The organism is Bacteroides cellulolyticus, assembly GCF_025567135.1.
GTDB classification, from domain to species: domain Bacteria; phylum Bacteroidota; class Bacteroidia; order Bacteroidales; family Bacteroidaceae; genus Phocaeicola; species Phocaeicola cellulolyticus.
Genome location: NZ_JAOQJJ010000005.1, coordinates 48,665 through 72,760, shown reverse-complemented (window position 1 = coordinate 72,760; position 24,096 = coordinate 48,665). Strand labels below are relative to the sequence as shown.

19 protein-coding genes and 5 tRNA genes are annotated in these 24,096 nt (G+C 39.3%); 2 read left to right on the top strand and 22 right to left on the bottom strand.

Translation table 11 applies throughout. The features are described from left to right. Positions 1 to 47: 47 nt before the first annotated feature. From OCV82_RS07095 to OCV82_RS07080, 4 genes are read right to left on the bottom strand one after another with little or no spacing between them, the layout of a single operon-like run. Positions 48 to 1,028, bottom strand: a complete 981-nt coding sequence (locus OCV82_RS07095) for a lytic transglycosylase domain-containing protein (protein WP_154043753.1) — start codon at positions 1,026 to 1,028, stop codon at positions 48 to 50. Positions 1,029 to 1,079: 51 nt separating this feature from the next. Beyond that, positions 1,080 to 1,886 (bottom strand): DUF3108 domain-containing protein, encoded by an 807-nt coding sequence (locus OCV82_RS07090; RefSeq protein WP_154043752.1) that lies wholly within the window; start codon positions 1,884 to 1,886, stop codon positions 1,080 to 1,082. Then, on the bottom strand, positions 1,883 to 3,820 hold the full coding sequence (locus tag OCV82_RS07085; protein WP_154043751.1) for an Ig-like domain-containing domain: 1,938 nt from the start codon (positions 3,818 to 3,820) through the stop codon (positions 1,883 to 1,885). The genes OCV82_RS07090 and OCV82_RS07085 overlap by 4 nt, the downstream gene beginning before the upstream one ends. Before the next feature lie 49 nt (positions 3,821 to 3,869). After that, positions 3,870 to 5,375, bottom strand: a complete 1,506-nt coding sequence (locus tag OCV82_RS07080) for a GH3 auxin-responsive promoter family protein (RefSeq protein ID WP_154043750.1) — start codon at positions 5,373 to 5,375, stop codon at positions 3,870 to 3,872. A gap of 145 nt (positions 5,376 to 5,520) precedes the next feature. On the opposite strand from OCV82_RS07080, the gene OCV82_RS07075 reads away from it, so the two are divergent. After that, positions 5,521 to 6,531, top strand: a complete 1,011-nt coding sequence (locus OCV82_RS07075) for an ATP-dependent 6-phosphofructokinase (protein WP_154043749.1) — start codon at positions 5,521 to 5,523, stop codon at positions 6,529 to 6,531. Positions 6,532 to 6,616: 85 nt separating this feature from the next. Here OCV82_RS07075 and rpoC read toward each other — a convergent pair whose 3' ends face one another. From rpoC to rpsU, 17 genes are all read right to left on the bottom strand, one after another. Next, positions 6,617 to 10,903, bottom strand: coding sequence for a DNA-directed RNA polymerase subunit beta' (rpoC, locus tag OCV82_RS07070; protein WP_154043748.1), 4,287 nt, complete (start codon positions 10,901 to 10,903; stop codon positions 6,617 to 6,619). Between the two features lie 20 nt (positions 10,904 to 10,923). Then, positions 10,924 to 14,736 carry a DNA-directed RNA polymerase subunit beta gene (gene rpoB / locus OCV82_RS07065; protein ID WP_154043747.1) on the bottom strand — a complete coding sequence of 1,271 codons (3,813 nt, stop codon included), beginning with the start codon at positions 14,734 to 14,736 and terminating at the stop codon, positions 10,924 to 10,926. A 135-nt stretch (positions 14,737 to 14,871) separates the two neighbouring features. Continuing rightward, positions 14,872 to 15,249 carry a 50S ribosomal protein L7/L12 gene (gene rplL / locus OCV82_RS07060; protein WP_007567329.1) on the bottom strand — a complete coding sequence of 126 codons (378 nt, stop codon included), beginning with the start codon at positions 15,247 to 15,249 and terminating at the stop codon, positions 14,872 to 14,874. 78 nt (positions 15,250 to 15,327) lie between these two features. Then, entirely contained in the window at positions 15,328 to 15,843 is a 516-nt protein-coding gene (gene rplJ / locus OCV82_RS07055; protein ID WP_154043746.1) for a 50S ribosomal protein L10, read from the bottom strand. A gap of 14 nt (positions 15,844 to 15,857) precedes the next feature. Further along, positions 15,858 to 16,556 carry a 50S ribosomal protein L1 gene (rplA, locus tag OCV82_RS07050; protein WP_154043745.1) on the bottom strand — a complete coding sequence of 233 codons (699 nt, stop codon included), beginning with the start codon at positions 16,554 to 16,556 and terminating at the stop codon, positions 15,858 to 15,860. 16 nt (positions 16,557 to 16,572) lie between these two features. Continuing rightward, a complete protein-coding gene (gene rplK, locus OCV82_RS07045; RefSeq protein ID WP_154043744.1) occupies positions 16,573 to 17,016 on the bottom strand; it encodes a 50S ribosomal protein L11 in 444 nt (147 codons plus the stop codon). Positions 17,017 to 17,075: 59 nt separating this feature from the next. Beyond that, a complete protein-coding gene (gene nusG, locus OCV82_RS07040; RefSeq protein WP_154043743.1) occupies positions 17,076 to 17,618 on the bottom strand; it encodes a transcription termination/antitermination protein NusG in 543 nt (180 codons plus the stop codon). A 12-nt stretch (positions 17,619 to 17,630) separates the two neighbouring features. After that, entirely contained in the window at positions 17,631 to 17,825 is a 195-nt protein-coding gene (secE, locus tag OCV82_RS07035; RefSeq protein ID WP_154043742.1) for a preprotein translocase subunit SecE, read from the bottom strand. Positions 17,826 to 17,841: 16 nt separating this feature from the next. Next, positions 17,842 to 17,914, bottom strand: a tRNA-Trp gene (locus tag OCV82_RS07030). A gap of 59 nt (positions 17,915 to 17,973) precedes the next feature. Then, on the bottom strand, positions 17,974 to 19,158 hold the full coding sequence (tuf, locus tag OCV82_RS07025; protein WP_154043741.1) for an elongation factor Tu: 1,185 nt from the start codon (positions 19,156 to 19,158) through the stop codon (positions 17,974 to 17,976). 51 nt (positions 19,159 to 19,209) lie between these two features. Continuing rightward, positions 19,210 to 19,281 (bottom strand) — tRNA-Thr (locus OCV82_RS07020). A gap of 23 nt (positions 19,282 to 19,304) precedes the next feature. Then, positions 19,305 to 19,377, bottom strand: a tRNA-Gly gene (locus tag OCV82_RS07015). 11 nt (positions 19,378 to 19,388) lie between these two features. Continuing rightward, a tRNA-Tyr gene (locus OCV82_RS07010) sits at positions 19,389 to 19,471 on the bottom strand. Positions 19,472 to 19,479: 8 nt separating this feature from the next. Further along, positions 19,480 to 19,553, bottom strand: a tRNA-Thr gene (locus tag OCV82_RS07005). Between the two features lie 93 nt (positions 19,554 to 19,646). Then, the gene (hpf, locus tag OCV82_RS07000; protein ID WP_154043740.1) at positions 19,647 to 19,946 is read right to left on the bottom strand and encodes a ribosome hibernation-promoting factor, HPF/YfiA family; all 300 of its coding nucleotides are present in this window, start codon (positions 19,944 to 19,946) and stop codon (positions 19,647 to 19,649) included. A 16-nt stretch (positions 19,947 to 19,962) separates the two neighbouring features. Next, the gene (locus OCV82_RS06995) at positions 19,963 to 20,844 is read right to left on the bottom strand and encodes a tyrosine-type recombinase/integrase (protein ID WP_154043739.1); all 882 of its coding nucleotides are present in this window, start codon (positions 20,842 to 20,844) and stop codon (positions 19,963 to 19,965) included. Between the two features lie 75 nt (positions 20,845 to 20,919). Beyond that, the gene (gene rpsU, locus OCV82_RS06990; RefSeq protein ID WP_154043738.1) at positions 20,920 to 21,111 is read right to left on the bottom strand and encodes a 30S ribosomal protein S21; all 192 of its coding nucleotides are present in this window, start codon (positions 21,109 to 21,111) and stop codon (positions 20,920 to 20,922) included. A gap of 170 nt (positions 21,112 to 21,281) precedes the next feature. On the opposite strand from rpsU, the gene OCV82_RS06985 reads away from it, so the two are divergent. Further along, complete coding sequence (locus tag OCV82_RS06985) at positions 21,282 to 23,060, top strand: aminopeptidase P family protein (protein WP_154043737.1); 1,779 nt, start codon at positions 21,282 to 21,284, stop codon at positions 23,058 to 23,060. A 248-nt stretch (positions 23,061 to 23,308) separates the two neighbouring features. Here OCV82_RS06985 and OCV82_RS06980 read toward each other — a convergent pair whose 3' ends face one another. Beyond that, a complete protein-coding gene (locus OCV82_RS06980; RefSeq protein WP_154043736.1) occupies positions 23,309 to 24,091 on the bottom strand; it encodes a 4Fe-4S binding protein in 783 nt (260 codons plus the stop codon). Positions 24,092 to 24,096 lie beyond the last annotated feature (5 nt).

The window sequence follows — 24,096 nt, the reverse complement described above, 5'->3', positions numbered from 1 at the left end:
TTTATGATATTATGTTTTCAAATATTAGATAATTACCATACAGTGACTTATTTATCAATCACCCAATTCCTGCTGTATGGCATTGTAAAATCCGGATTATAATTCATATTGTTTTTGTCCGGAAGCTTTATTTCATACTCTTTTCCGTTCTTGCATGGGAGAGATGTACTTCTGAGCCAAGGATTCAGATTTTTCAAAAGTGCATAAGTCGTTCCCTGACTTTTTGCAAAACGCGCCAAATCTGTTATAGTTTCAGACACTTTTACAGTTCTATAATGAATTTGCGGATATAAATCAGATGATCTCAAGTAAAAACCGAAATCGGTAGGATTTTCAAACAACATTTTAACTGCAAAAATCCTATATATATATCTTGCGGTTTCTTCCACGAGATAAAGATCCAAGGTTTCATCTGTATATTGCTTCTCCTGTTGCTGTGAAATTCTTTCTTGTCCTGCATTATAAGAAGCTGCAACACTTACCCAATCGCCAAATTTATTATATGCATCCTTTAAATATTTACATGCTGCATAAGTGGCTTTCTCTACATTATATCTTTCATCCACATGAGAATTGACCTCAAGCCCATATTCCTTTCCTGTTGTAGGCATAAACTGCCATAATCCGGCAGCACCTGCACCTGAACGTGCCAACGGGTTGCAAGCACTTTCTATTGCCATAAGATACTTGAAATCTTCAGGTATTCCCTTTTCTTTAAGGATAGGAACAATCACAGGGAAATATCTGTTCGCTCTTTTAATAGTCTGGATAGATGTGCTGTGCATAAACGAGAATGCCAACAACTCCCTATCCATACGTTCATGCCTGTCATATCTTGTCAAATCTATTGTATCTCCACAAAATACAGTATATCTCGGAACATCAACACATGTATATCTATCATCATCTGTTTGCTCTTCTCTATTATCAGAGCCAATACAGTATGCACTTACAAGAAAAGGCAATACACATACCAAAATCAATACTTTGTATATTCCTGAAAGCTCTTTCTTCAATTTGTTAATCATAATATATGGATTTTAATTATTAGGTTATTGAAACCCGTCATACAAAAATTGTCATTCCACCAAAGAATCCAACGGATACTTATTACCTTTTATCTTTGTCAGGAATGCCTTGGCAGATCCGAAGTTAAGATACATATCCAGACGCACAGGCAAATGATTCCGGTCGTCTGTCACATAGAATGTAATAACTTCCTTTTCTTCTCCTTTTACATATTCCACAAGCGAAAATACAAGGCAACGATATTTACATCCGTCTTCTGCCTTATAAACATCCTTTCCTCTGTAGATAAGAGTCTGTTTATCTACATCTTTTCCTGTAGCCATAGAGAACAGGATTTTATCACCGATATTATAATTTGTGGCATCATAAGAACGTGCCTGCAAAAGTATGCTGAGCATATCATAAACGCAAACGGATGATTCCTGATAGTTCTTTCTCAAGTTTCCATTTACTATCCTATACTGATCTACTATACACTTTCCATTCCTATAACTGAACTTTACATCATCCACACTATATCTTTTGCCTTCTGCTGCTCCTTTACGGAAATATAACGGCACAAGTTCATCTGACGTAATACAAGTAAGAGTATCACGCATTCTGAAAAACATATCAATCCTCTTGTTTGTAAACGACTCCAAATCTGTCCTAAGACATTTCATTCCATTATATGTGGTAGTGTCAACCGTCATTTTAGCCCAGCCGGCATTTATCCATATAAACTTCCAGTTGAATTTCAGTTCATATGAGAGTTCTTCACCGGGCTTGATTGCGTCATTTACAGCGCCACATTGTGCTTTAGCACATATTCCAGTAAATAGGAACAATAATATGCATATATATATACGTTTTATCATGATGTCAGTCCTAATTTTTTTGCACGTTCCTTATTTCTATCTTTTATTTTCTTGGCTTCCTCAGGCTTCTGCTTCTTTATCTCATCAAGTTTCTGTTTTTCCAAAGGCACAGCCTTAACATCCCAATTTTCTTCAAACTCAAAGTTTGCTTTCATTTCCCATACTTTAGGGAAATAATAAACTTCCTCAGGCTGTATTTTTTTATCATACTCGCCTGTATCCCATTTTCCGTTGCCATTCTTGTCAATATACATTCTTATGTAATATTTCGTATTTGGCTGAAGAAAATAAAAATCACATGTATTGTTATTCTTTACTTTCTGTTCTCTTACTACAGCATCACTTGAATTCAACAACTGCACATAGGCATCATTACCTTCTATTCCGCTTATATTCAAATAAAGAGTTCCATACTCCTCAAGAGTTTTCACCTTGACAGTATTTTCCACCTTGTTGGTATGAAGTCCATAAATACTCTTTATTGCAGTAGAGTCTATTCTGAGCCTGTATTCGTTTCCGGGCTTCCAATCGCTCAGTATATAATATTGACGTGGCACTACACTGTCTGCCATCAATATGAAACGTTCATTTTCCCATAAGGTATCAACTTTCACGTCAACATGAATTGCAGAAGTATCAATACTCAATACCGGTTCATCGAATTTCAAGCATAAATTTCTGTTTATATCCATTGAAGAAGGAGCATCAACATTCATGTTGAAGAATTTTGTTTCAACCACATTTATAGTATCTCCTTTCTTCCTTTTTTTCTTCAATTCCTTCTCTTTCTTCTCCATTTCTTCTTTTGCCATAGCCATACGTTTAGCCTTGTTCACCTTGTTCATCATGATCAATGTATCGCATTTCGGCACAAGTTTACCCAAGGTATCAGTATAAAGATAATCTACTTGAAGAGTCAATGTATCTCTTTCACAAAGCACAGTATCTTTTATCCAATATCTTATTGTATCGTTGTTAACAGAAGATTCAATTATAAAAGCATCTTTAGCATCGAAATCAATTCCTGTAATTGTAGGCAGAGTATCTGCCTTGGCGCTGAAATAGAGTGAAAATCTGTTTAGCTGTTCTCTCTCGCTTTTAGCAAGATATTGCATTGTATTTACTTCTTTGAAAGCCCTTAGGACAATATCATCAGGCATAAAATGAGTATAATGCACCGTCAGAACAGTATCAATTTTTAAGGTATCAATAGAGTTCCATACAGTATCATTCTTTACTGCTGCTTCCATAGAAGGAACTATAACAGAATCATTGTATGCAATTATTTCTGTTTTCGAATCGAACAGATAATTCTGGTTTCCATCCTTCAATGCATATATTCTATACTTTCCAGGAGCTATTCCCTTAATTGAAAATCGTCCTCTACTATCAGTACGCGAAATTCTGTCGAAAGGTATTTTCACGAAAGCCGAGTCGTCCAGATTTTTGTGCAATCCAACCTGGATACCTTTTATAGGTTCCAAATCCTGAGCATTAAGAACAGTACCCGAGACTTCCATTGTATCTATTGTCTCTCCTGTTGAAAAAGCATAAGAGAAATTTCCCATAGGATTTCCCTCATTATTATCTACAATAGCATCGCCAAAATCTATTGTATAGGTAGTATTTGCTTTTAAAGAGTCAAAAAACTCTACTAAAACTCTTTTTCCGCTAGCCTTTACTTCCGGCATTTCTGCCTGTGGTGGCGAGATTATTACCTTTTCTGCAGCATTTTCAATTTTGATGAACTCATCAAACTCTAATGATACTTTCTTCCGTTTATTGTTTATAGCATTAGGTTCGGGAGTAGCACGCACAAATTTTGGAGGAGTTTCATCATATGGTCCTCCATCCGGAGTACCCGTACTTGCACATGCATATATCATCAATATTATTACTGCAATTGGCAAAATATGTAGTGTAGATAATTTCATCGTAAAACTTTACTATGGTGTAAATGATATTAATTCAAACAAACATTGCTTACATATTAAGAGTTAACATACTCTCAATATATTCTCGATTATTACTTAAACGTGGGATTTTGTGCTGACCGCCTAATTTTCCTTTCTGCTTGAGCCAATCATGAAACAATCCCGGACGAGCTACAATAATCTCCAATTCCTGCAATGTAATGTCTTTATGTCTTTTGGCTTCATAATCAGAATTTATACTCTGAAGGGCCTTATCAAGCACATGGCGGAAATGTTCAACAGAATCAGGCATACAGCTGAATTCAATCAGCCATTGATGACGGCATTTAGCCTCAGCATCCATAAATACCGGTGCTGCCGAATATTCCAAGACCTGTGCACCTGTTTCACGACAAGCTGTCTGCAGTCCTTTTTCTGCATTATCAACCATCAGTTCCTCTCCAAAAGCATTTATAAAATGTTTGGTACGTCCTGTTATGACAAACTTATATGGATTTTTCTGAGTAAATTTCACAGTATCACCTATGACATATCTCCACAATCCACAAGAAGTACTTATAAGCATTGCATAGTTTTTGCCTACTTCTACTCCCCATAACGGAACTACGGTAGGATTTTCATTCTCAAACTCATCTAAAGGAATAAATTCATAAAAGACGTCATAATCAATCATCAGAAGCATAGAAGGATCCAACAAAGAATTCTGAAGTCCGAAAAAGCCTTCACTTGCATTATAAGTCTCCATATAATGCATCTTGTCTGATTTTATAAGGCCCTTATACTGTTCCCTATAAGGAGTAAAACATACTCCACCATGGAAGAATACTTCCAGTCCTGGCCATACTTCATCCAAAGTTTTTGCCCCTGTCTTTTCCAATATTCTTTTTATTACAGCAAGCATCCATGACGGAACGCCGGAAATATTAGTAATATTCTCATTAACAGTAGAAGAAGCTATTCTTTCAACTTTCTCCTCGAACTCACTCAGCAATGCTATCTCCTTGCTTGGTACACGTATAAGATTTACCAAAGGACTCACATTCTGTATAAGTATAGCAGACAAATCACCAACCAGACTATCCTTCAGATTATAATTAGGCGCATGACTTCCACCTAGTATCAGTCCCTTACCTTCGAAGAAATGGCTGTCAGGATTTTCACCGAGATATAAGGCAACGGCATCTTTGCCTCCTTTGTAATGGATGTTTTTAAGTCCGTCTTTTGAGACAGGAATAAACTTGCTTTTATCATTAGTTGTACCGGATGATTTCGCATACCATTTAACCTGCCCAGGCCACAATATATCTTTTTCGCCATGGCGCATGCGGTCAATATACTCTTTTACATCCTCATAAGTCTGAATTGGAAGTTTATTAAATCCGGAATAATCTTTTATATTCTTGTAATTATAACGTTTTCCCCACTCTGTACACGAAGCAGAAGTTACTAGTCTGTTCAAGACCTTTTCCTGTATTTCTTCGGCATGTTCCGAATACTTTTCAATCTGCTTTCTACGTGGTTCAAATATTCTGTCAATCAATTTGGTTGGATTCATATTGATTACAATTTTCTGTTTTTGATATTATTGCAAAGGTATGTTTTTTATTATTATATATATGTTTGGCAGGATTATTTTTTATTAAAATCGAGTAAATCTTGTTTTTTTAATAACTTTACATCATAAATTAATTGTTTGCCATATGAAAATAGGAATACTGACATCAGGAGGCGATTGTCCTGGTATAAATGCAACGATACGCGGTGTATGCAAAAGTGCACTAAATCATTATGGAATGGAAGTTTACGGCATTCACAACGGGTTCCGTGGCCTAATGGACGGACATGTAAACCGTCTTACAGAAGATTCAATATCAGGTTTACTCACATTAGGTGGTACCATACTCGGAACATCACGTGAGAAACCATTCAAAAAAGCCTCAGCCTCGATCAACAATGACAAGCCATCAATGATCATAAATACCATCAAGGATTATGGCATAGACTGTCTTGTCTGTATTGGAGGAAACGGCACCCAAAAGACTGCTGCCAAATTAATGGAAGTAGGTATAAATGTAGTAAGCATACCTAAAACCATTGATAATGATGTATGGGGTACAGACATATCATTTGGCTTTGATTCAGCAGTTTCAATTGCTGCCGACGCGATAGACAGGCTACATTCTACAGCCAGTTCACATCAAAGGGTAATGGTTATAGAGGTCATGGGACATAAAGCCGGATGGTTGGCCCTGTATTCAGGTATGGCAGGTGGCGGAGATATTATATTAATGCCTGAAATTCCATTTGATATTCACAGGATAGGTGATACCATAATCAACAGATTAAAAAAAGGCAAACCTTACTCAATAGTAGTAGTAGCAGAAGGAATAAACACCCCTGAAGGTAAAAAAGCCGCGCAATATATAGCCGAGGAAATAGAATACGAAACAGGTTTCGAAACTAGGGAAACTGTTCTTGGATATATCCAACGTGGTGGAAGCCCTACGGCATTCGACAGAAATCTGGCAACACTGATGGGAGGTCATGCTGTAGAATTAATCTCAAATAAGCAATACGGCAGAATGGTGGCATTGCAAGGCAGCAAGATATCATCCATACCTCTTTACGAAACTGCAGGAAAACTACGTTTGGTAACAGAAAATCATGAACTGGTGGAACAAGGCAGAAGAATGGGAATTTGTTTCGGATAAAATATCAGATATAACAAAAAAAGAAGAGCAGTAACTCTATATTATTCATTAAGTTACTGCTCTCTTTTTATATATTAAGAATAGATTATTCTACGTCATTATAGTCCAATATATTCTTTTTATTAGCAAGGATTCTATCGTATTCGTCTTTAGAACCTACCACAATCTTTTCGAATTCACGCTGTCCGGTACCTGCAGGAATCAAATGACCACAGATCACATTTTCCTTCATACCTTCCAGACGGTCAACCTTACCGTTTATTGCAGCTTCATTAAGCACCTTAGTAGTTTCCTGGAAGGAAGCTGCAGACATAAAGCTTGAAGTCTGAAGAGCTGCTCTAGTGATACCCTGAAGTATCTGAGTTGATGTAGCAGGAATAGCATCACGAACTTCAACCAGTTTGAGGTCACGACGTTTCAACAAGCTGTTTTCATCTCTCAACTTACGAGCTGTTACTATCTGACCCGGTTTAAGGTTCTGAGAATCTCCCGCACTCACTACAACTTTCTTACCCCAGATTCTATCATTTTCTTCGTTAAACTCTTGGCGGTCAACCACCTGAAGTTCAAGGAATCTTGTATCACCCGGTTCGTCAATCTGTACCTTACGCATCATCTGACGTACGATAATTTCGAAGTGCTTATCGTTGATCTTCACACCCTGCAGACGGTAAACGTCCTGGATTTCGTTAACGATATATTCCTGTACAGCTGTAGGACCCTTAATAGCAAGGATATCAGCTGGAGTAATAGCACCATCAGACAATGGAGTACCGGCACGTACATAGTCGTTTTCCTGTACAAGAATCTGCTTAGACAACGCTACCAGATACTTACGTACTTCACCAGTCTTGGATGTCACGATGATTTCACGGTTACCACGTTTGATCTTACCCATTGTGATTTCACCGTCAATTTCTGATACCACAGCAGGGTTAGATGGGTTACGAGCCTCAAACAACTCTGTTACACGTGGAAGACCACCGGTGATATCACCAGCCTTACCTACCGCACGTGGGATCTTAACAAGAATGTCACCAGCCTTAACGTTTTCCTTATCCTCTACTACTACGTGACCACCTACAGGCAAGTTGTATGTACGCAGGATACCACCGTTTTCGTCAAGTATATGCAATGATGGGATCTTGTTCTTATCCTTAGACTCAATAATGATGATTTCACGCAAACCAGTTGCTTCATCAGATTCAACCTTATAAGTTACGTTCTCGATTACTGATTCAAAGTCTATCTTACCACCAACTTCAGTTACGATTACAGCGTTGAATGGGTCCCATTTTGCAATAAGTTTACCCTGTTCAACAATTTCACCGTCTGCTGCATAAAGTTTAGAACCGTAAGGTATGTTGTGAGTTGACAATATGATACCAGTATTGATATCAACGAAACGAACTTCAGCCAAACGTCCTACAACAATCTTAACTGGTTCGCCTGTTTCTTCAACAGCATCAACAGTACGCAATTCTTCAAATTCCAGACGAGCAGGGTTCTTGGCAACGATAGATGCATTAGCAGCCATGTTACCGGCGATACCTCCGGCGTGGAATGTACGAAGAGTAAGCTGTGTACCCGGTTCACCGATTGACTGTGCAGCGATGACACCCACAGCCTCACCTTTCTGAACCATCTTACTTGAAGCAAGGTTACGTCCGTAACATTTAGCACAAACACCCTTCTTAGACTCACAAGTAAGCACAGAACGGATTTCTACGCTTTCGATAGGTGATTTTTCTATTTCTTCAGCTATTGCTTCTGTTATTTCCTCACCGGCAGCAACAATAAGCTCACCAGTTGTAGGATGTATAATGTCGTGTACAGAAACACGTCCCAAAATACGTTCATAAAGTGTAGCAATAACTTCATCGTTATTCTTCAATGCTGTACAAACAAGTCCGCGCAATGTACCACAGTCTTCTTCGTTGATAATCACATCGTGTGATACGTCAACAAGACGACGAGTCAAGTATCCGGCATCGGCAGTCTTCAACGCAGTATCGGCAAGACCCTTACGAGCACCGTGAGTTGAAATAAAGTACTCCAACACGGAAAGACCTTCCTTAAAGTTAGAAAGGATAGGGTTTTCAATGATCTGAGCACCTTCGGCACCTGCTTTCTGAGGTTTAGCCATCAAACCACGCATACCAGACAACTGACGGATCTGTTCCTTAGAACCACGGGCACCTGAATCAAGCATCATAAATACTGAGTTGAATCCCTGGTCGTCGTTCTTGATAGTCTTGTACAGAATATCAGACAAATCACTGTTAACGTGTGTCCAAGTATCAATTACCTGGTTGTAACGTTCATTGTCAGTGATGAATCCCATGTTATAGTTCATCATAATCTGTTCAATTTCTTCGTTACCACGTCTTACCAGTTCTTCTTTTTCCTTCGGTATAATGATATCACCAAGGTTGAACGACAGACCACCTTCGAATGCCATCTTATAACCAAGGTTCTTGATACCGTCAAGGAATTCACAAGCACGTGCAACACCCACAGCCTTGATTACATCGCTGATGATGTCACGCAATGACTTCTTAGATATGATTGTATTAAGGTAACCACATTCGTCAGGAACGATTTCATTTACGATTACACGTCCTACAGAAGTTTCCTTAATCATCTTCTTGACAATATTTCCGTTTTCATCCAAGTCATTAGCAACTACGCTAACTATTGCATGAATATCTACTTTACCTTCATTGTATGCGATAAGAGCTTCTTCAGGTCCGTAGAATATAAGTCCTTCACCTTTTGCACCCTTACGCAACTTAGTAATATAGTAAAGACCAAGAACCATATCCTGTGCAGGCACAGTGATAGGCGCACCGTTTGCAGGGTTAAGGATGTTGTGTGACTGCAACATCAACATCTGAGCTTCCAGAATAGCTTCATTGCTCAAAGGCAAGTGTACGGCCATCTGGTCACCGTCGAAGTCGGCGTTGAACGCAGTACATGCCAATGGATGCAACTGGATAGCCTTACCTTCGATCATCTTAGGCTGGAATGCCTGGATACCCAAACGGTGAAGTGTCGGCGCACGGTTCAGCAATACCGGATGTCCTTTCATTACATGTTCAAGGATATCCCAAATAACAGCTTCCTTGCGGTCAACTATCTTCTTCGCTGATTTTACAGTCTTAACGATACCTCTTTCAATAAGTTTTCTGATGATAAATGGTTTGTAAAGTTCGGCAGCCATCAACTTAGGAATACCGCACTCACCCATCTTCAATTCAGGACCAACGACGATTACCGAACGTGCAGAGTAGTCAACACGCTTACCCAGCAAGTTCTGACGGAAACGTCCCTGCTTACCTTTCAAGCTATCAGAAAGAGATTTCAAAGGACGGTTAGCGTCTGTCTTAACCGCGCTTGCCTTACGAGAGTTATCGAACAATGAGTCAACAGCTTCCTGAAGCATACGCTTTTCATTACGTAAGATTACATCAGGAGCCTTGATTTCAATAAGTCTCTTCAGACGGTTATTACGTATAATAACTCGACGATACAAATCATTCAAGTCAGAAGTTGCGAAACGTCCACCATCCAATGGTACAAGAGGACGCAATTCTGGTGGTATAACCGGAACGTTCTTGATAATCATCCATTCAGGCTTGTTTCTTCCCTTTGAAGAACGGAACGATTCAACAACCTGCAAACGTTTCAATGCTTCATTTTTACGCTGCTGAGATGAATCATTGTTAGCCTTATGACGAAGTTCATATGAAAGTGCGTCAAGATCCAATCCTGCAAGAAGATCGTAGATTGCTTCAGCACCCATCTTAGCGATGAACTTGTTAGGATCACTATCGTCAAGGAACTGGTTTTCCTTAGGAAGTGATTCCATGATATCAAGATATTCGCCTTCTTCAAGCAAGTCATACTTGCTCAATCCGTCTTCAGCCTTAATACCCGGTTGTATAACGACATAGCGTTCATAATAAATGATTGCATCAAGCTTCTTTGTAGGCAAGCCGAGCAGATAACCGATTTTATTAGGCAATGAACGGAAGTACCAGATATGAGCAACCGGTACAACCAGCTGTATATGTCCACTACGTTCACGGCGTACTTTCTTTTCTGTTACTTCAACACCACAACGGTCGCAGACAATACCTTTATATCGAATACGTTTGTATTTACCACAGTGACATTCGTAATCCTTTACCGGACCGAATATACGCTCGCAGAACAAGCCATCACGTTCAGGCTTATAGGTACGGTAGTTAATGGTTTCTGGTTTCAGAACCTCACCGTAAGAGTTTTCAAGAATCTCTTCTGGTGAAGCCAAACCAATAGTAATCTTAGAGAAATTACTTTTTATTTTAGTATCTTTTCTAAAAGCCATACTTAAATTTGTTTTTTTGTTTATTCCATTGTTATGCTCAAGCACAGACCTCTCAATTCATGAAGCAATACGTTCAGTGACTCTGGTATGCCCGGTGTAGGCATTGGTTCACCCTTGACAATAGCTTCATAAGCCTTAGAACGTCCTACAACGTCGTCTGACTTGATTGTCAGAATTTCCTGAAGAATGTGAGCTGCACCGAATGCCTCGATAGCCCAAACCTCCATTTCTCCGAAACGCTGACCACCGAACTGAGCTTTACCACCAAGTGGCTGCTGCGTAATCAACGAATATGGACCGATTGAACGAGCATGCATCTTGTCTTCAACCATGTGACCAAGTTTAAGCATGTAAGTTACACCAACTGTTGCCGGCTGGTCAAACTGTTCACCAGTACCACCATCATACAAATAAGTCTTGCAATAACGTGGCAAACCTGCCTTGTCTGTCCATTTATCAAGATCCTCAAGTGTTGCACCATCGAAGATTGGTGTTGCAAATTTGAGTCCAAGTTCTTTTCCTGCACGTCCCAATACAGCTTCGAATATCTGTCCGATGTTCATACGTGAAGGCACACCCAATGGGTTCAATACTATATCTACCGGAGTACCGTCAGCCAAGAATGGCATATCTTCCTGTCTAACAACTCTTGATACAATACCCTTGTTACCGTGACGACCGGCCATCTTATCACCGACACCGATCTTACGCTTCTTGGCAATGTAAACTTTAGCCATTTGCATAATACCTGATGGCAACTCATCACCAATAGTAAGAGCGAATTTCTTACGTTTCAATTCAGCATCATATTCCTTATACTTCTTGATGAAGTTCATAATCAATGAGCGTATCATGCCATTCTTATGTTCATCAGAAGTCCATGAGCTGAGCTGGATAACAGTATAGTCAAGAATTTCAAGATCACGTTTGTTGAATTTAGCGCCCTTAGCAATAACTTCTGTTCCCAGATAATCTTTGACACCCTGAGAAACGAGGTTATTAGTAAGAACCATCAATTTTTCAACAAGTATATCTTTAAGTTTTGCTACTTTTTCTTCAAACTCCTCATTCAGTTTAGGCAAGATAAGTTTATCTGCATTCTTTTCACTGCGAGTCTTGACTACACGTGAATACAGCTTCTTGTCTATTACCACACCTCTCAATGATGGTGAAGCCTTCAGAGAAGCATCCTTAACGTCACCAGCCTTATCACCGAAGATTGCACGCAACAGTTTTTCTTCAGGAGAAGGATCAGATTCACCCTTAGGAGTAATCTTACCGATAAGTATATCTCCCGGTTCGATACGTGCACCTATACGTACGATACCTGTCTCATCAAGGTCTTTAGTTGCTTCTTCGCTTACGTTAGGAATATCTGCAGTAAGCTCTTCCATACCACGTTTTGTTTCACGCACTTCAAGGATGTATTCATCAACGTGTACAGAAGTAAGGATATCTTCTCTTACTACACGTTCGTTCAATACGATAGCATCCTCATAGTTATATCCCTTCCATGGCATGTATGCTACAAGCAGATTCTTACCCAAAGCCAACTCTCCGTTTGCTGTTGAATAACCTTCAGTCAGGATATCACCCTTCTTCACGCGCTGACCTTTTGAGCAGATAGGACGCAAGTCGATAGTCATGCTCTGGTTAGTTTTGCGGAACTTAGGTATTTTATATTCAACCAAAGCAGAATCGAAGCTTACAAACTCTTCATCCTCTGTACGGTCGTACAATATACGTATTGTAGTAGCATCAACGAAGTCAATAACACCATCACCTTCAGCAGCAATCTGAGTTCTTGAATCTTCGCAAAGCTGTTTTTCAATACCAGTACCTACAATAGGTGCTTCAGTACGCAACAATGGAACAGCCTGGCGCATCATGTTTGATCCCATCAACGCACGGTTAGCGTCATCATGTTCAAGGAACGGAATCAAAGAAGCTGCTATAGATGCAATCTGCTGAGGAGAAACGTCCATCAACTGTACCTGATCCGGTGTTACTACTGGATAGTCAGCGTCACGACGAGCCTTAACTTTTTCACGGATAAATGTACCATCGTCATTAAGTGGAGCATTACCCTGTGCAATTACTACATCTTCTTCCTCTTCAGCTGAAAGGTATTCGATACCTTCTGGTGACAAGTCAACTACGCCATCCTTAACTTTACGGTAAGGAGTTACGATAAATCCAAGGTCGTTGATCTTTGCATATACACACAAAGAAGAAATCAAACCGATGTTCGGACCTTCAGGAGTTTCAATAGGGCACAAACGTCCGTAGTGAGTATAGTGAACGTCACGTACTTCGAATCCGGCACGGTCACGTGAAAGACCACCAGGACCAAGAGCAGAGAGACGACGCTTGTGTGTAATCTCAGCCAATGGGTTTGTCTGGTCCATGAACTGTGACAAAGCATTTGTACCGAAGAATGAATTGATAACAGACGAAATAGTCTTGGCGTTGATCAAGTCTATCGGAGTAAACACTTCATTGTCACGTACATTCATACGTTCACGAATAGTACGGCTCATACGTGCCAAAGCGATAGAGAACTGGTTTGAAAGCTGTTCTCCCACGGTACGTACACGACGGTTACTCAAGTGGTCGATATCATCAACGTCAGCCTTAGAGTTAATAAGCTCGATAAGGTATTTGATGATTTCGATAATATCTTGTTTAGTCAACACTCTAACATCCATTGATGTATCAAGTGACAACTTCTTGTTAATTCTGTAACGACCTACATCACCCAAGTCATAACGTTTCTCAGAGAAGAACAGGTTATTAATAACCTCTCTTGCGCTGGCATCATCAGCAGGGTCAGCATTTCTCAACTGTCTGTAGATGTACAATACAGCTTCCTTCTCAGAGTTAGACGGGTCTTTCTGCAGTGTATTATATATAATTGAGTAGTCAGAAGCGTTAGCGTTTTCGTTATGTACTAGGATGTTCTGTACTCCGGATTCAAGTATAGTATCAATATGCTCCGGTTCGATAACTGTTTCACGGTCGATAACTACTTCATTACGTTCAATAGATACAACTTCACCAGTATCTTCATCAACGAAATCTTCTGTCCAGGTTTTAAGAACACGTGCAGCAAGCTTTCTGCCTACAATCTTCTTAAGGTTCTGCTTATTAACCTTAATTTCTTCTGCCAGATTGAAGATTTCAAGAATGTCTTTATCGTTTTCAAAACCAACGGCACGTAGCAATGTTGTTACAGGCAACTTTTTCTTACGGTCGATGTATGCATACATGACATTGTTGATATCTGTAGCGAACTCAATCCATGAGCCCTTGAACGGGATAATACGTGCTGAGTACAGTTTTGTACCATTAGCATGTATGCTCTGTCCGAAGAATACACCAGGAGAACGATGTAACTGAGAAACGACAACTCGTTCTGCACCATTTATTACAAATGTACCCTTTGGTGTCATATATGGAATCGGGCCTAAGAATACATCCTGAATTACTGTATCAAAATCCTCGTGATCGGGGTCTGTACAATAAAGCTTCATTTTAGCTTTCAAAGGGACACTATATGTAAGACCTCTTTCCAGACATTCATCGATAGAATATTGTGGCGGGTCTATATAGTAATCGAGGAACTCGAGCACGAAGTTGTTGCGTGTATCTGCAATAGGGAAATTCTCAGAGAATACCTTGTAGAGTCCATCCTTCTTACGCAATTCAGGCGGTGTGTCCAGTTGCAGGAAGTCATGAAACGACTTCAATTGTACTTCCAGGAAATCCGGATACTGCATCGGATTCTTAATAGAAGCAAAATTAATTCTTTGATTTTGAGTGTTTAAAGACATCTGTAATTCAATTATGAATTAAAAATAATTATATTTTTCTGTTGTTAAGACAACGATACGCTGTGAGACGCAAAAAGGTTAAGAATCCTCAATGACGAGGACTCTTAACCGAACTACCTGATTTACAGGATAATCTTATTTAAGCTCAACTTCAGCTCCAGCTTCTTCCAATACTTTCTTCAAAGATTCAGCTTCGTCTTTAGCCAAACCTTCTTTAACTACGCTAGGAGCACCGTCAACCATGTCTTTTGCTTCTTTCAAGCCAAGACCACAAGCTTCTTTAACGGCCTTAACTACCTGCAACTTAGCAGCACCTGCGCTCTTCAAAACTACATCGAAAGATGTTTTTTCTTCAGCAGCAGCTGCACCAGCAGCAGCAGGACCAGCAGCAACAGCTACAGCTGCAGCAGCAGGTTCAATACCATATTCTTCTTTAAGGATAGTTGCAAGTTCATTAACTTCTTTTACTGTCAAGTTAACTAATTGTTCTGCAAAAGCTTTCAAATCTGCCATTTTTGTATGAATTTAATTGTTTGTTACTAAATTGAATATAAATAATTATTTTTTGTTCTTAATGGTTGAACCGCTGTATTATTCAGCACGTTCGCCCAAAGTCTTAAGAACTCCGTGAATGGTGTTACCACCAGACTGAAGAGCTGAAACAACATTCTTCGCAGGAGATTGCAACAATGCAATGATATCTGCGATAACTTCGTTCTTGCTCTTGATTGTAGCGAGTGCATCGAGTTGATCAGCACCTACATAGAAACCTTCTTCTGCATATGCAGCTTTCAATGCAGGAACTCCCTCTTTGTATTCCTTAAGTAATTTTGCAGGAACGTTTGCAGTTTCTGTAAACATTACTGAAGTTGTACCCTTCAAAGAGTCATACAATGGAGAGAAATCAACATCCAAACTCATCAATGCTTTGTGAAGCAAAGAATTCTTCACAACCATCAGCTTAATACCAGCATTAAAACATTTTCTACGAAGTTCACTTGTAGAAGCTGCATCCATTGCAGTTGTATCAACCAAGTAGAAATGTCCGTATTGCTTAACTGTATCAGCCAACTGACTTATAATTGCGCCTTTATCTTCCTTTCTCATGATTACTCCTTATTTTAAATTTCGTCCACTGATTTAGGGTCAACCTTAATACCCTTACTCATTGTACTTGAAAGATAAATACTCTTTATATAAGTACCTTTAGCTGTAGTAGGTTTCAGTTTTATGATTGTAGCGATAAATTCTTTCGCATTTTCACGGATCTGGTCAGCAGTAAATGATACTTTACCGATTGAAGTATGAACGATACCGCTCTTATCAACCTTGAAATCAATTTTACCTTGCTTAACTTCCTTAACAGCCTTAGCTACATCCATAGTTACAGTACCACTCTTAGGGTTTGGCATCAATCCACGAGGACCGAGCACACGACCCAGAGCACCGATCTTACCCATGATAGACGGCATAGTGATTATCACATCAATATCAGTCCATCCACCTTTGATCTTTTCAATATATTCATCAAGACCAACATAGTCAGCACCAGCTTCTTTTGCAGCAGCTTCAGCATCAGGTGTACACAGAACAAGCACTCTAACCTGCTTACCTGTACCATGAGGAAGAGAAACAACACCTCTTACCATCTGGTTTGCCTTACGAGGGTCAACACCTAAACGTACGTCAATATCCAATGAAGCATCGAATTTTGTAAAAGTGATTTCCTTTACCAATTCAGAAGCTTCTTTTAGTGAGTATGCTTTCCCTGCTTCAATTTTTTCTGCAGCTAACTTTTGATTTTTTGTCAGTTTACCCATTCTCAATTGAAGTTAATTAGTTATTACCCGGGAAGTCACCTTTTACAGCGATACCCATACTTCTAGCTGTTCCAGCTACCATTCTCATAGCAGCTTCAATAGTAAAGCAGTTCAAGTCAACCATCTTGTCCTGAGCGATAGTACGAATCTGATCCCAAGTCAGTTCAGCAACTTTCTTACGGTTAGGTTCAGCAGAACCGCTCTTCAATTTAGTCATTTCCAACAACTGTATTGCTACAGGAGGAGTTTTGATTACGAAATCAAAAGACTTGTCTGTGTAGTAGGTAATGATAACAGGCAATACTTTACCTGCCTTGTCCTGGGTTCTGGCGTTGAATTGCTTGCAAAATTCCATGATATTAATACCCTTAGAACCCAAAGCAGGTCCAACGGGAGGTGATGGATTTGCAGCGCCTCCTTTAATCTGTAATTTGATTAGTCCAGCAACTTCTTTAGCCATTTTTTTTAGATTTAATATAATTGAATAACGAATAGAACAACATCACGTAACAGAATGAGTTATTCCTTTTCCACATCCGTAAAGCCTAATTCCAGCGGAGTTTTACGTCCGAAGATTTTGACCATTACTTTCAACTTACGTTTTTCCGAATTTACTTCTTCAATGAGACCACTGAAACCAGTAAACGGTCCAACACAAACTTTCACTGTTTCGCCTACTGTGTAAGGGATACTCAAATCCTCTTCCACTTCTTGCAATTCATCTACCGTACCTAAAATACGATTCACTTCCGATTGTCTTAGTGGCACCGGATTTTCCTGACCACCAAGGAAGCCAATCACGTTAGGGATGTTTCTCAAATAATGAGTAACCTCACCTACCAGAGCTGCTTCAACCAAAACATATCCAGGAAGATAACTTCTTTCTTTCACAATCTTTTTGCCATTGCGAACCTGAACATATTTTTCGGTAGGAATCAATACCTGAGATACGAATTCGCTAAGTTCATTATGCTTTAAATCAGCATCAAGATATTCCTTTACCTTAGCTTCTTTTCCGCTTACGGCACGAAGTACGTACCATTTTTTTACAATCTCAGACATCTTTTCTTATTTTTAGTGCGGATAGATAATATCTCCCATTATAAACTGGAAGGCAGAATCCATAAGAAAAACAACCAGTGCAATGAGTAGGGAAGCAGTTAAAACAACCACTGCACTGCTAGAAAGCTCTTTACTCGTAGGCCATGTAACTTTATGGACTAGTTCGTTGTATGATTCCTTAAAATTATTAGCTATCTTTTTAAACATATCCTATCAATTTTAGCACGGGAAGAGAGGCTCGAACTCCCGACACTCGGTTTTGGAGACCGATGCTCTACCAACTGAGCTATTCCCGTAAAAATAGTTCCCGAAAATAAATCTCGGGAACTAAATATTGTTATATTATTGACTTGTATTAGTCAAGAAGTTCAGTAATCTGACCAGCACCTACTGTACGTCCACCTTCACGGATAGCGAAACGAAGACCTACGTTCAATGCTACTGGGTAGATAAGTTCAACGTTGATTGTAACGTTATCACCTGGCATTACCATTTCAACTCCTTCTGGCAATGTGATTTCACCAGTACAGTCCATAGTACGCAAGTAGAACTGAGGACGGTATTTGTTGTGGAATGGAGTGTGACGACCACCTTCTTCTTTCTTCAAGATATAAACCTCAGCTTTGAATTTAGAGTGAGCTTTAACCTGTCCTGGGTGGCAAAGGATCATACCACGTTTGATTTCATTCTTGTCGATACCACGAAGCAACAAACCTACGTTATCACCAGCTTCTCCCTGATCCAACAATTTACGGAACATTTCAACACCAGTTACAACTGATTTCTTGTCTTCACCAAGACCAAGGATTTCAACTTCGTCACCTACCTTGATAACACCAGCTTCGATACGACCTGTAGCAACTGTACCACGACCAGTGATTGAGAATACGTCTTCAACAGGCATCAAGAATGGTTTATCGATATCACGTGGAGGAAGTGGAATCCATGTATCAACTGCATCCATAAGTTCCATAATCTTTTCTTCCCACTGTGGAACACCGTTCAATGCACCAAGTGCAGAACCACGGATGATAGGAGTGTTGTCACCATCGAAATCATAGAATGAAAGCAATTCACGCATTTCCATTTCTACAAGTTCCAACATTTCTTCATCGTCAACCATATCACACTTGTTCAAGAATACAACAAGACGTGGAACGTTTACCTGACGAGCCAAAAGAATGTGTTCACGAGTCTGAGGCATAGGACCATCAGTAGCAGCAACTACGATGATAGCACCATCCATCTGAGCAGCACCAGTTACCATGTTCTTAACGTAGTCGGCGTGTCCCGGACAGTCAACGTGAGCATAGTGACGGTTAGCAGTCTGATATTCTACGTGAGAAGTGTTGATAGTGATACCTCTTTCCTTTTCTTCTGGAGCGTTATCGATAGAATCGAATGAACGCATTTCTGAAAGACCTTTCTTTGCCAATACTGTTGTGATAGCAGCAGTCAAAGTAGTTTTACCGTGGTCAACGTGACCAATTGTACCGATGTTTACATGCGGTTTCGAACGTTCAAATTTCTCTTTAGCCATAGCTTTACTTGTTATTTATTTTGATTAATAATCAGCTTTTCTATCTCAATGAGCTGTTACCGGGACTTGAACCCGGGACCTCTTCCTTACCAAGGAAGTGCTCTACCGCTGAGCTATAACAGCGATGGATTTTATCATTTAAAGAGAGCGGAAGACGGGGCTCAAACCCGCGACCCTCAGCTTGGAAGGCTAATGCTCTATCAACTGAGCTACTTCCGCATCTTCTTTTGTGGGCAAAGATGGATTCGAACCACCGAAGGCGTAAGCCAGCAGATTTACAGTCTGCCCCATTTGGCCACTCTGGTATTTGCCCTTTGTTTGAGCCTCTTGTCGGATTCGAACCAACGACCCCGAGATTACAAATCACGTGCTCTGGCCAACTGAGCTAAAGAGGCTTATTAAAAGAACTTTGCAACCGCAAAGCGGTAGTTTGCGGCTGCAAAGTTAGATATAATTTTTAAATCACAAAATAAATACTCTTATTTTTTTTATTTAATTTGCTGTTTTTCTTTTGTTTTCTGCAATTGTTTCGACAAAGCATCCATACATGTATCTATAGCTTCTTCGAATGTATCGCATACTTTTTCTGCGTAAAACTCGGAATTTAGAGCCAAGATTCTAACTCCGGCTTCCTTATTCATTGCTGTTTCCGGTTTTACTACTTTTAGAGACACCTCAACTTTCTTTATATCGTCGCAAAACTTCTCGAGCTTTTCAGCTTTTTTCTGAATAAAAGCCTCCAATTTTTCTGATGCATCGAAATGAATTGATTGAATTCTTACTTCCATAAAAACCTCCTTTTCTTTACGCTCTTGGATGAGCTTGTTTATATACTTTTTTTAATTCTTCAAAAGTCGTATGAGTATATATTTCAGTAGTCGTAACACTTTCATGCCCCAACAACTCTTTTACTGCTTCCAGCTCTGCATCATTATTAAGCATCGCTGTTGCAAATGAATGTCTGAGCACATGCGGACTTCTTTTTTTCAACGCAACGACTTTCGACAGGTTTTGCTTCACCAATTTATAGACCAACATCTGATAAAGTCTCTTTCCATTTTTTCTCACGAAAAAAGCTTCACACGAGCAGCCTACAGCAATATTTCTATACTCCACATAAGACTGTATTTCACATTTCAGATTCTCTCCAAAAGGTATCAGTCTCTGTTTATTTCGTTTTCCTGTTACTTTGATAAGATTGGAAAACAAATCTATGTCAGCATCATCAAGCGAAATCAATTCGGAAAGTCGCATACCAGTTTCATAAAACATGGTCATTATAAGCTTATCACGAACACCTTCAAACGAATCATCAAAAAGATCACCATCCAAAAGTTTATCCATATCTTCCTCCCTTACAAAGGTTGGCAAAGGTTTCTTTCTTTTAGGGCCTTTCACTATAGACATCGGATCGACTGTTATCATCTTTTTCTTCAAAAGATACTTATAGAAAGTTCTCAACGCACTAAGCTTACGATTTACCGAAGCCCCGGACATTCCACTTTCCATGAGTTTTACAACCCATCCTCGTACTACGTCAGAATCAACGTTTTCAAGTTTCAACTCGCTGTCTAATCCATTCAAATACCCTTGAAATTCCTTCAAGTCTATTCCATAAGAAACAATTGTCTTCTCAGAATAGTTGCGTTCATACCTTAGGTAATGAAGAAAAGACTCTACTGTCATAGAAACATTGCATTATTAATTCAGCAACGAATATATGAAAAAGAATTCAATAATTCAAAGAACTTTGCGAAATTATTATTCTTCTACCTGATGTAATTTCTGAACGTAAATAGCACGTTCCATTTTCAATCTTTTCAAAACAGACGGTTTATCAAACTGCTGTCTGCTTCTAAGTTCTTTTACAACACCTGTTTTTTCAAATTTTCTCTTAAATTTTTTCAGCGCTTTTTCAATGTTTTCGCCTTCTTTTACTGGAACTACGATCATGTTTTTAAAAAATTAATTATGTTGTTGTTAAATATTTTTCCGCAGTCAAAATTGCGGTGCAAAATTACACATACTTTCTTAATATACAAAACTTTCCACGCATTTTTTCCACAAAACACATAAATAGCACTATCTTTGTAAATCAAATAATTACTAAAACCAATATACTAATGAAAGATATAATTATAGGAAGGATAGCCTCATTAAGGCAATTCATGAAAAGAAATGACTTATCAGCATATATAACATTCAGCACAGACCCACATTCAGGCGAATACGTGCCTGCACACTGGGAGTCACGAAAATGGATAACAGGATTCACCGGTTCCGCGGGAACAGCAGTTATAACAAAAGACGGCGGAGGCTTATGGACTGATTCAAGATATTTTTTACAGGCTGAAGAACAGCTTGCCGGAAGCGGACTTAAATTGTTCAAGGAACGTATAGCCGGCACTCCGTCAATAAGCGAATGGTTATGCAGTGTTCTGAAAGAGGGAGATAAAGTCGGTTTTGACGGTTATACGACATCAGTAAGTGTTATAAAAGATTTGGAAGAAAATCTAGCAGCCCAAGGGATAAGACTGGTCATGACAGAAGACCCGTATAAACTGATATGGAACAACAGGCCTGAAATACTAACACACAAACCGTTCATTCTAGACGAAAAGTTTTCCGGCGAAAACACAGACGTCAAACTTTCAAGAATCAGGAGCAAGCTTTCATTAAAAGAAAATGAAGCTGTACTCTTATCTTCGCTGGACGAGATTGCATGGACACTAAATATGCGCGGTAACGACATACATTGCAACCCTCTTTTTGTGTCATATCTGCTCATATTAAAAGATTATGCCGTATTATATATAAATAAGGAGAAACTGTCGGAGGATGTCGAAGCTTACTTAACATCGTACAATATAACCATCAAAGCCTATGAAGAGATAGAAAGCGATATTATGTCATGCCATAACTATAACATATGGATGTCGCCAACAATAAATTTTGCAATATATAATGCAGCAATAAGACAAAACACTGTAAACCTTACCAATTCGCCTGTATGCGAATTCAAATCGATAAAAAACAAGACTGAAATATCCGGCTTCCACAATGCAATGATACGCGACGGTATAGCTATGGTAAGGTTCCTAATGTGGCTGGACAAATCCGTAAAAAACGGCGACCAGACAGAAACAAGCATAGACAAGCAGCTATACAAATACCGTTCTGAAATGGAGTACTTCCAGGGAATCAGTTTTGACACAATTGCCGGCTATCAGGAACATGGAGCAATAGTACATTACGAGGCTACTGAAGAATCCGCTTCAACTCTCAAACCGGAAGGCCTTCTACTCCTTGACAGCGGCGCACAATATCTGGACGGCACTACCGACATAACACGTACCATACCGCTAGGAGCTATATCAGACGCCCAGAAGAAAGACTATACCTTAGTCCTAAAAGGATTTATTCAGCTTGCAATGGCAGAATTTCCTGACGGGACATGCGGAACTCAGCTTGACGTACTGGCAAGAATTGCAATGTGGAAAGAAGGAGTTAACTACGGCCATGGAACAGGACACGGAGTGGGACATTTCCTGAATGTCCATGAAGGACCGCATCAGATAAGAATGAACAATGTACCAACCATATTAAAACCGGGAATGACAATTACAAATGAACCGGGAATATACAGAAGCGGACAATATGGAATACGCACAGAAAACACAATGCTTATAGTACCGGGGAAAGAGACAGAATTCGGAACATTCTATAAGTTCGAACAACTTACACTGTGCCCTATATCCAAAGATCCGATAATAAAAGAAATGTTGTCACACGAGGAAATCTTATGGCTGAACAATTACCATGCAACGGTTTACGAAAAACTTTCGCCATACCTCACAAATGAAGAAAATACCTGGCTCAAAACAATGACCTATCCTATTTAGTAGGTAAGAAAAATTTACAAGAATACAAGCAAAACAAATCGTAAAAAACATGCGCACATTTTAGGTAAAATGGACGCACGTTTAAAGTTGAATGGACGCACGTTTAAAGTTGAATGTGCGCACGCTTTGAAAATTACATTTTAGGACCTAAAAAACGGATAAAAGAAAGGAACTATTAAGACAAAAAAAAGAACGTGGAACCTATTGCGACCACGTTCTTTTCCACAATATCACTTACACTATTAGATTCAAAAATAGAACTCAGGATTTTTCCTTTCCCTGAAGTTATCATACAAGAATTTGGTAAACGGTGTATCAAATATTCTTGCTCCTTGAGGACACACTTTAACACACGCACAGCATAATGTACATTTATAAATATCTGTACATACATTTCCCGATGCGTCCAAAGATATAGCATGAGTCGGACAAGAAGAAACACACAATCCACACGAACAACAATCTTCCGTACTTATTGGAGCGGCAGGCTGTTTAGGTTTTACTTCCTTATATGGATAATTTCCCGGCACAAACAAATCCCCAAAATCAGGAACTGTTGTTATTCTATCCATAACCTCTTTTCCAAAATGCTCGGCCATACCCAAATCATAGAAATCAGGTCTTCCGGCTGCAACAGGCATATTCTCTCTACTGAAACTATGTTCGCCTATGAATGAAGCAGCAGCCGATACACGGAATCCTCTATTGGTCATCTCGTTTTTCAGCTCAAGCAACGCATCATCATAATGTCTGTTTCCATACACCACCACTACTACACACATAGCTCCGTTCCCATTCAATGTACCTAAACGCTCAAAAAATATTGAAGGGATACGACCTCCGTAAACGGGTGACACGAAAACCGTAAGAGAATCATTCGGGAAACTTTTTATATTATTATTATCCAACGTAATATCCGATTCGGTCAGATTGTTCACCTTCAATCCATCACCTACGGCACGAGCTATTTTTCTTGACGTTCCAGTTGGTGAATAATAAATCAGATTTACGGAATTTATAATACTGTTCATAAACT

What these genes read in the sequence shown, in the direction of transcription:
- OCV82_RS07095 (WP_154043753.1), bottom strand. Translation starts at nt 1,028, where the DNA reads ATGATTAACAAATTGAAGAAAGAGCTTTCAGGAATATACAAAGTATTG.
- OCV82_RS07090 (WP_154043752.1), bottom strand. Translation starts at nt 1,886, where the DNA reads ATGATAAAACGTATATATATATGCATATTATTGTTCCTATTTACTGGA.
- OCV82_RS07085 (WP_154043751.1), bottom strand. Translation starts at nt 3,820, where the DNA reads ATGAAATTATCTACACTACATATTTTGCCAATTGCAGTAATAATATTG.
- OCV82_RS07080 (WP_154043750.1), bottom strand. Translation starts at nt 5,375, where the DNA reads ATGAATCCAACCAAATTGATTGACAGAATATTTGAACCACGTAGAAAG.
- OCV82_RS07075 (WP_154043749.1), top strand. Translation starts at nt 5,521, where the DNA reads ATGAAAATAGGAATACTGACATCAGGAGGCGATTGTCCTGGTATAAAT.
- rpoC (WP_154043748.1), bottom strand. Translation starts at nt 10,903, where the DNA reads ATGGCTTTTAGAAAAGATACTAAAATAAAAAGTAATTTCTCTAAGATT.
- rpoB (WP_154043747.1), bottom strand. Translation starts at nt 14,736, where the DNA reads ATGTCTTTAAACACTCAAAATCAAAGAATTAATTTTGCTTCTATTAAG.
- rplL (WP_007567329.1), bottom strand. Translation starts at nt 15,249, where the DNA reads ATGGCAGATTTGAAAGCTTTTGCAGAACAATTAGTTAACTTGACAGTA.
- rplJ (WP_154043746.1), bottom strand. Translation starts at nt 15,843, where the DNA reads ATGAGAAAGGAAGATAAAGGCGCAATTATAAGTCAGTTGGCTGATACA.
- rplA (WP_154043745.1), bottom strand. Translation starts at nt 16,556, where the DNA reads ATGGGTAAACTGACAAAAAATCAAAAGTTAGCTGCAGAAAAAATTGAA.
- rplK (WP_154043744.1), bottom strand. Translation starts at nt 17,016, where the DNA reads ATGGCTAAAGAAGTTGCTGGACTAATCAAATTACAGATTAAAGGAGGC.
- nusG (WP_154043743.1), bottom strand. Translation starts at nt 17,618, where the DNA reads ATGTCTGAGATTGTAAAAAAATGGTACGTACTTCGTGCCGTAAGCGGA.
- secE (WP_154043742.1), bottom strand. Translation starts at nt 17,825, where the DNA reads ATGTTTAAAAAGATAGCTAATAATTTTAAGGAATCATACAACGAACTA.
- tuf (WP_154043741.1), bottom strand. Translation starts at nt 19,158, where the DNA reads ATGGCTAAAGAGAAATTTGAACGTTCGAAACCGCATGTAAACATCGGT.
- hpf (WP_154043740.1), bottom strand. Translation starts at nt 19,946, where the DNA reads ATGGAAGTAAGAATTCAATCAATTCATTTCGATGCATCAGAAAAATTG.
- OCV82_RS06995 (WP_154043739.1), bottom strand. Translation starts at nt 20,844, where the DNA reads ATGACAGTAGAGTCTTTTCTTCATTACCTAAGGTATGAACGCAACTAT.
- rpsU (WP_154043738.1), bottom strand. Translation starts at nt 21,111, where the DNA reads ATGATCGTAGTTCCAGTAAAAGAAGGCGAAAACATTGAAAAAGCGCTG.
- OCV82_RS06985 (WP_154043737.1), top strand. Translation starts at nt 21,282, where the DNA reads ATGAAAGATATAATTATAGGAAGGATAGCCTCATTAAGGCAATTCATG.
- OCV82_RS06980 (WP_154043736.1), bottom strand. Translation starts at nt 24,091, where the DNA reads ATGAACAGTATTATAAATTCCGTAAATCTGATTTATTATTCACCAACT.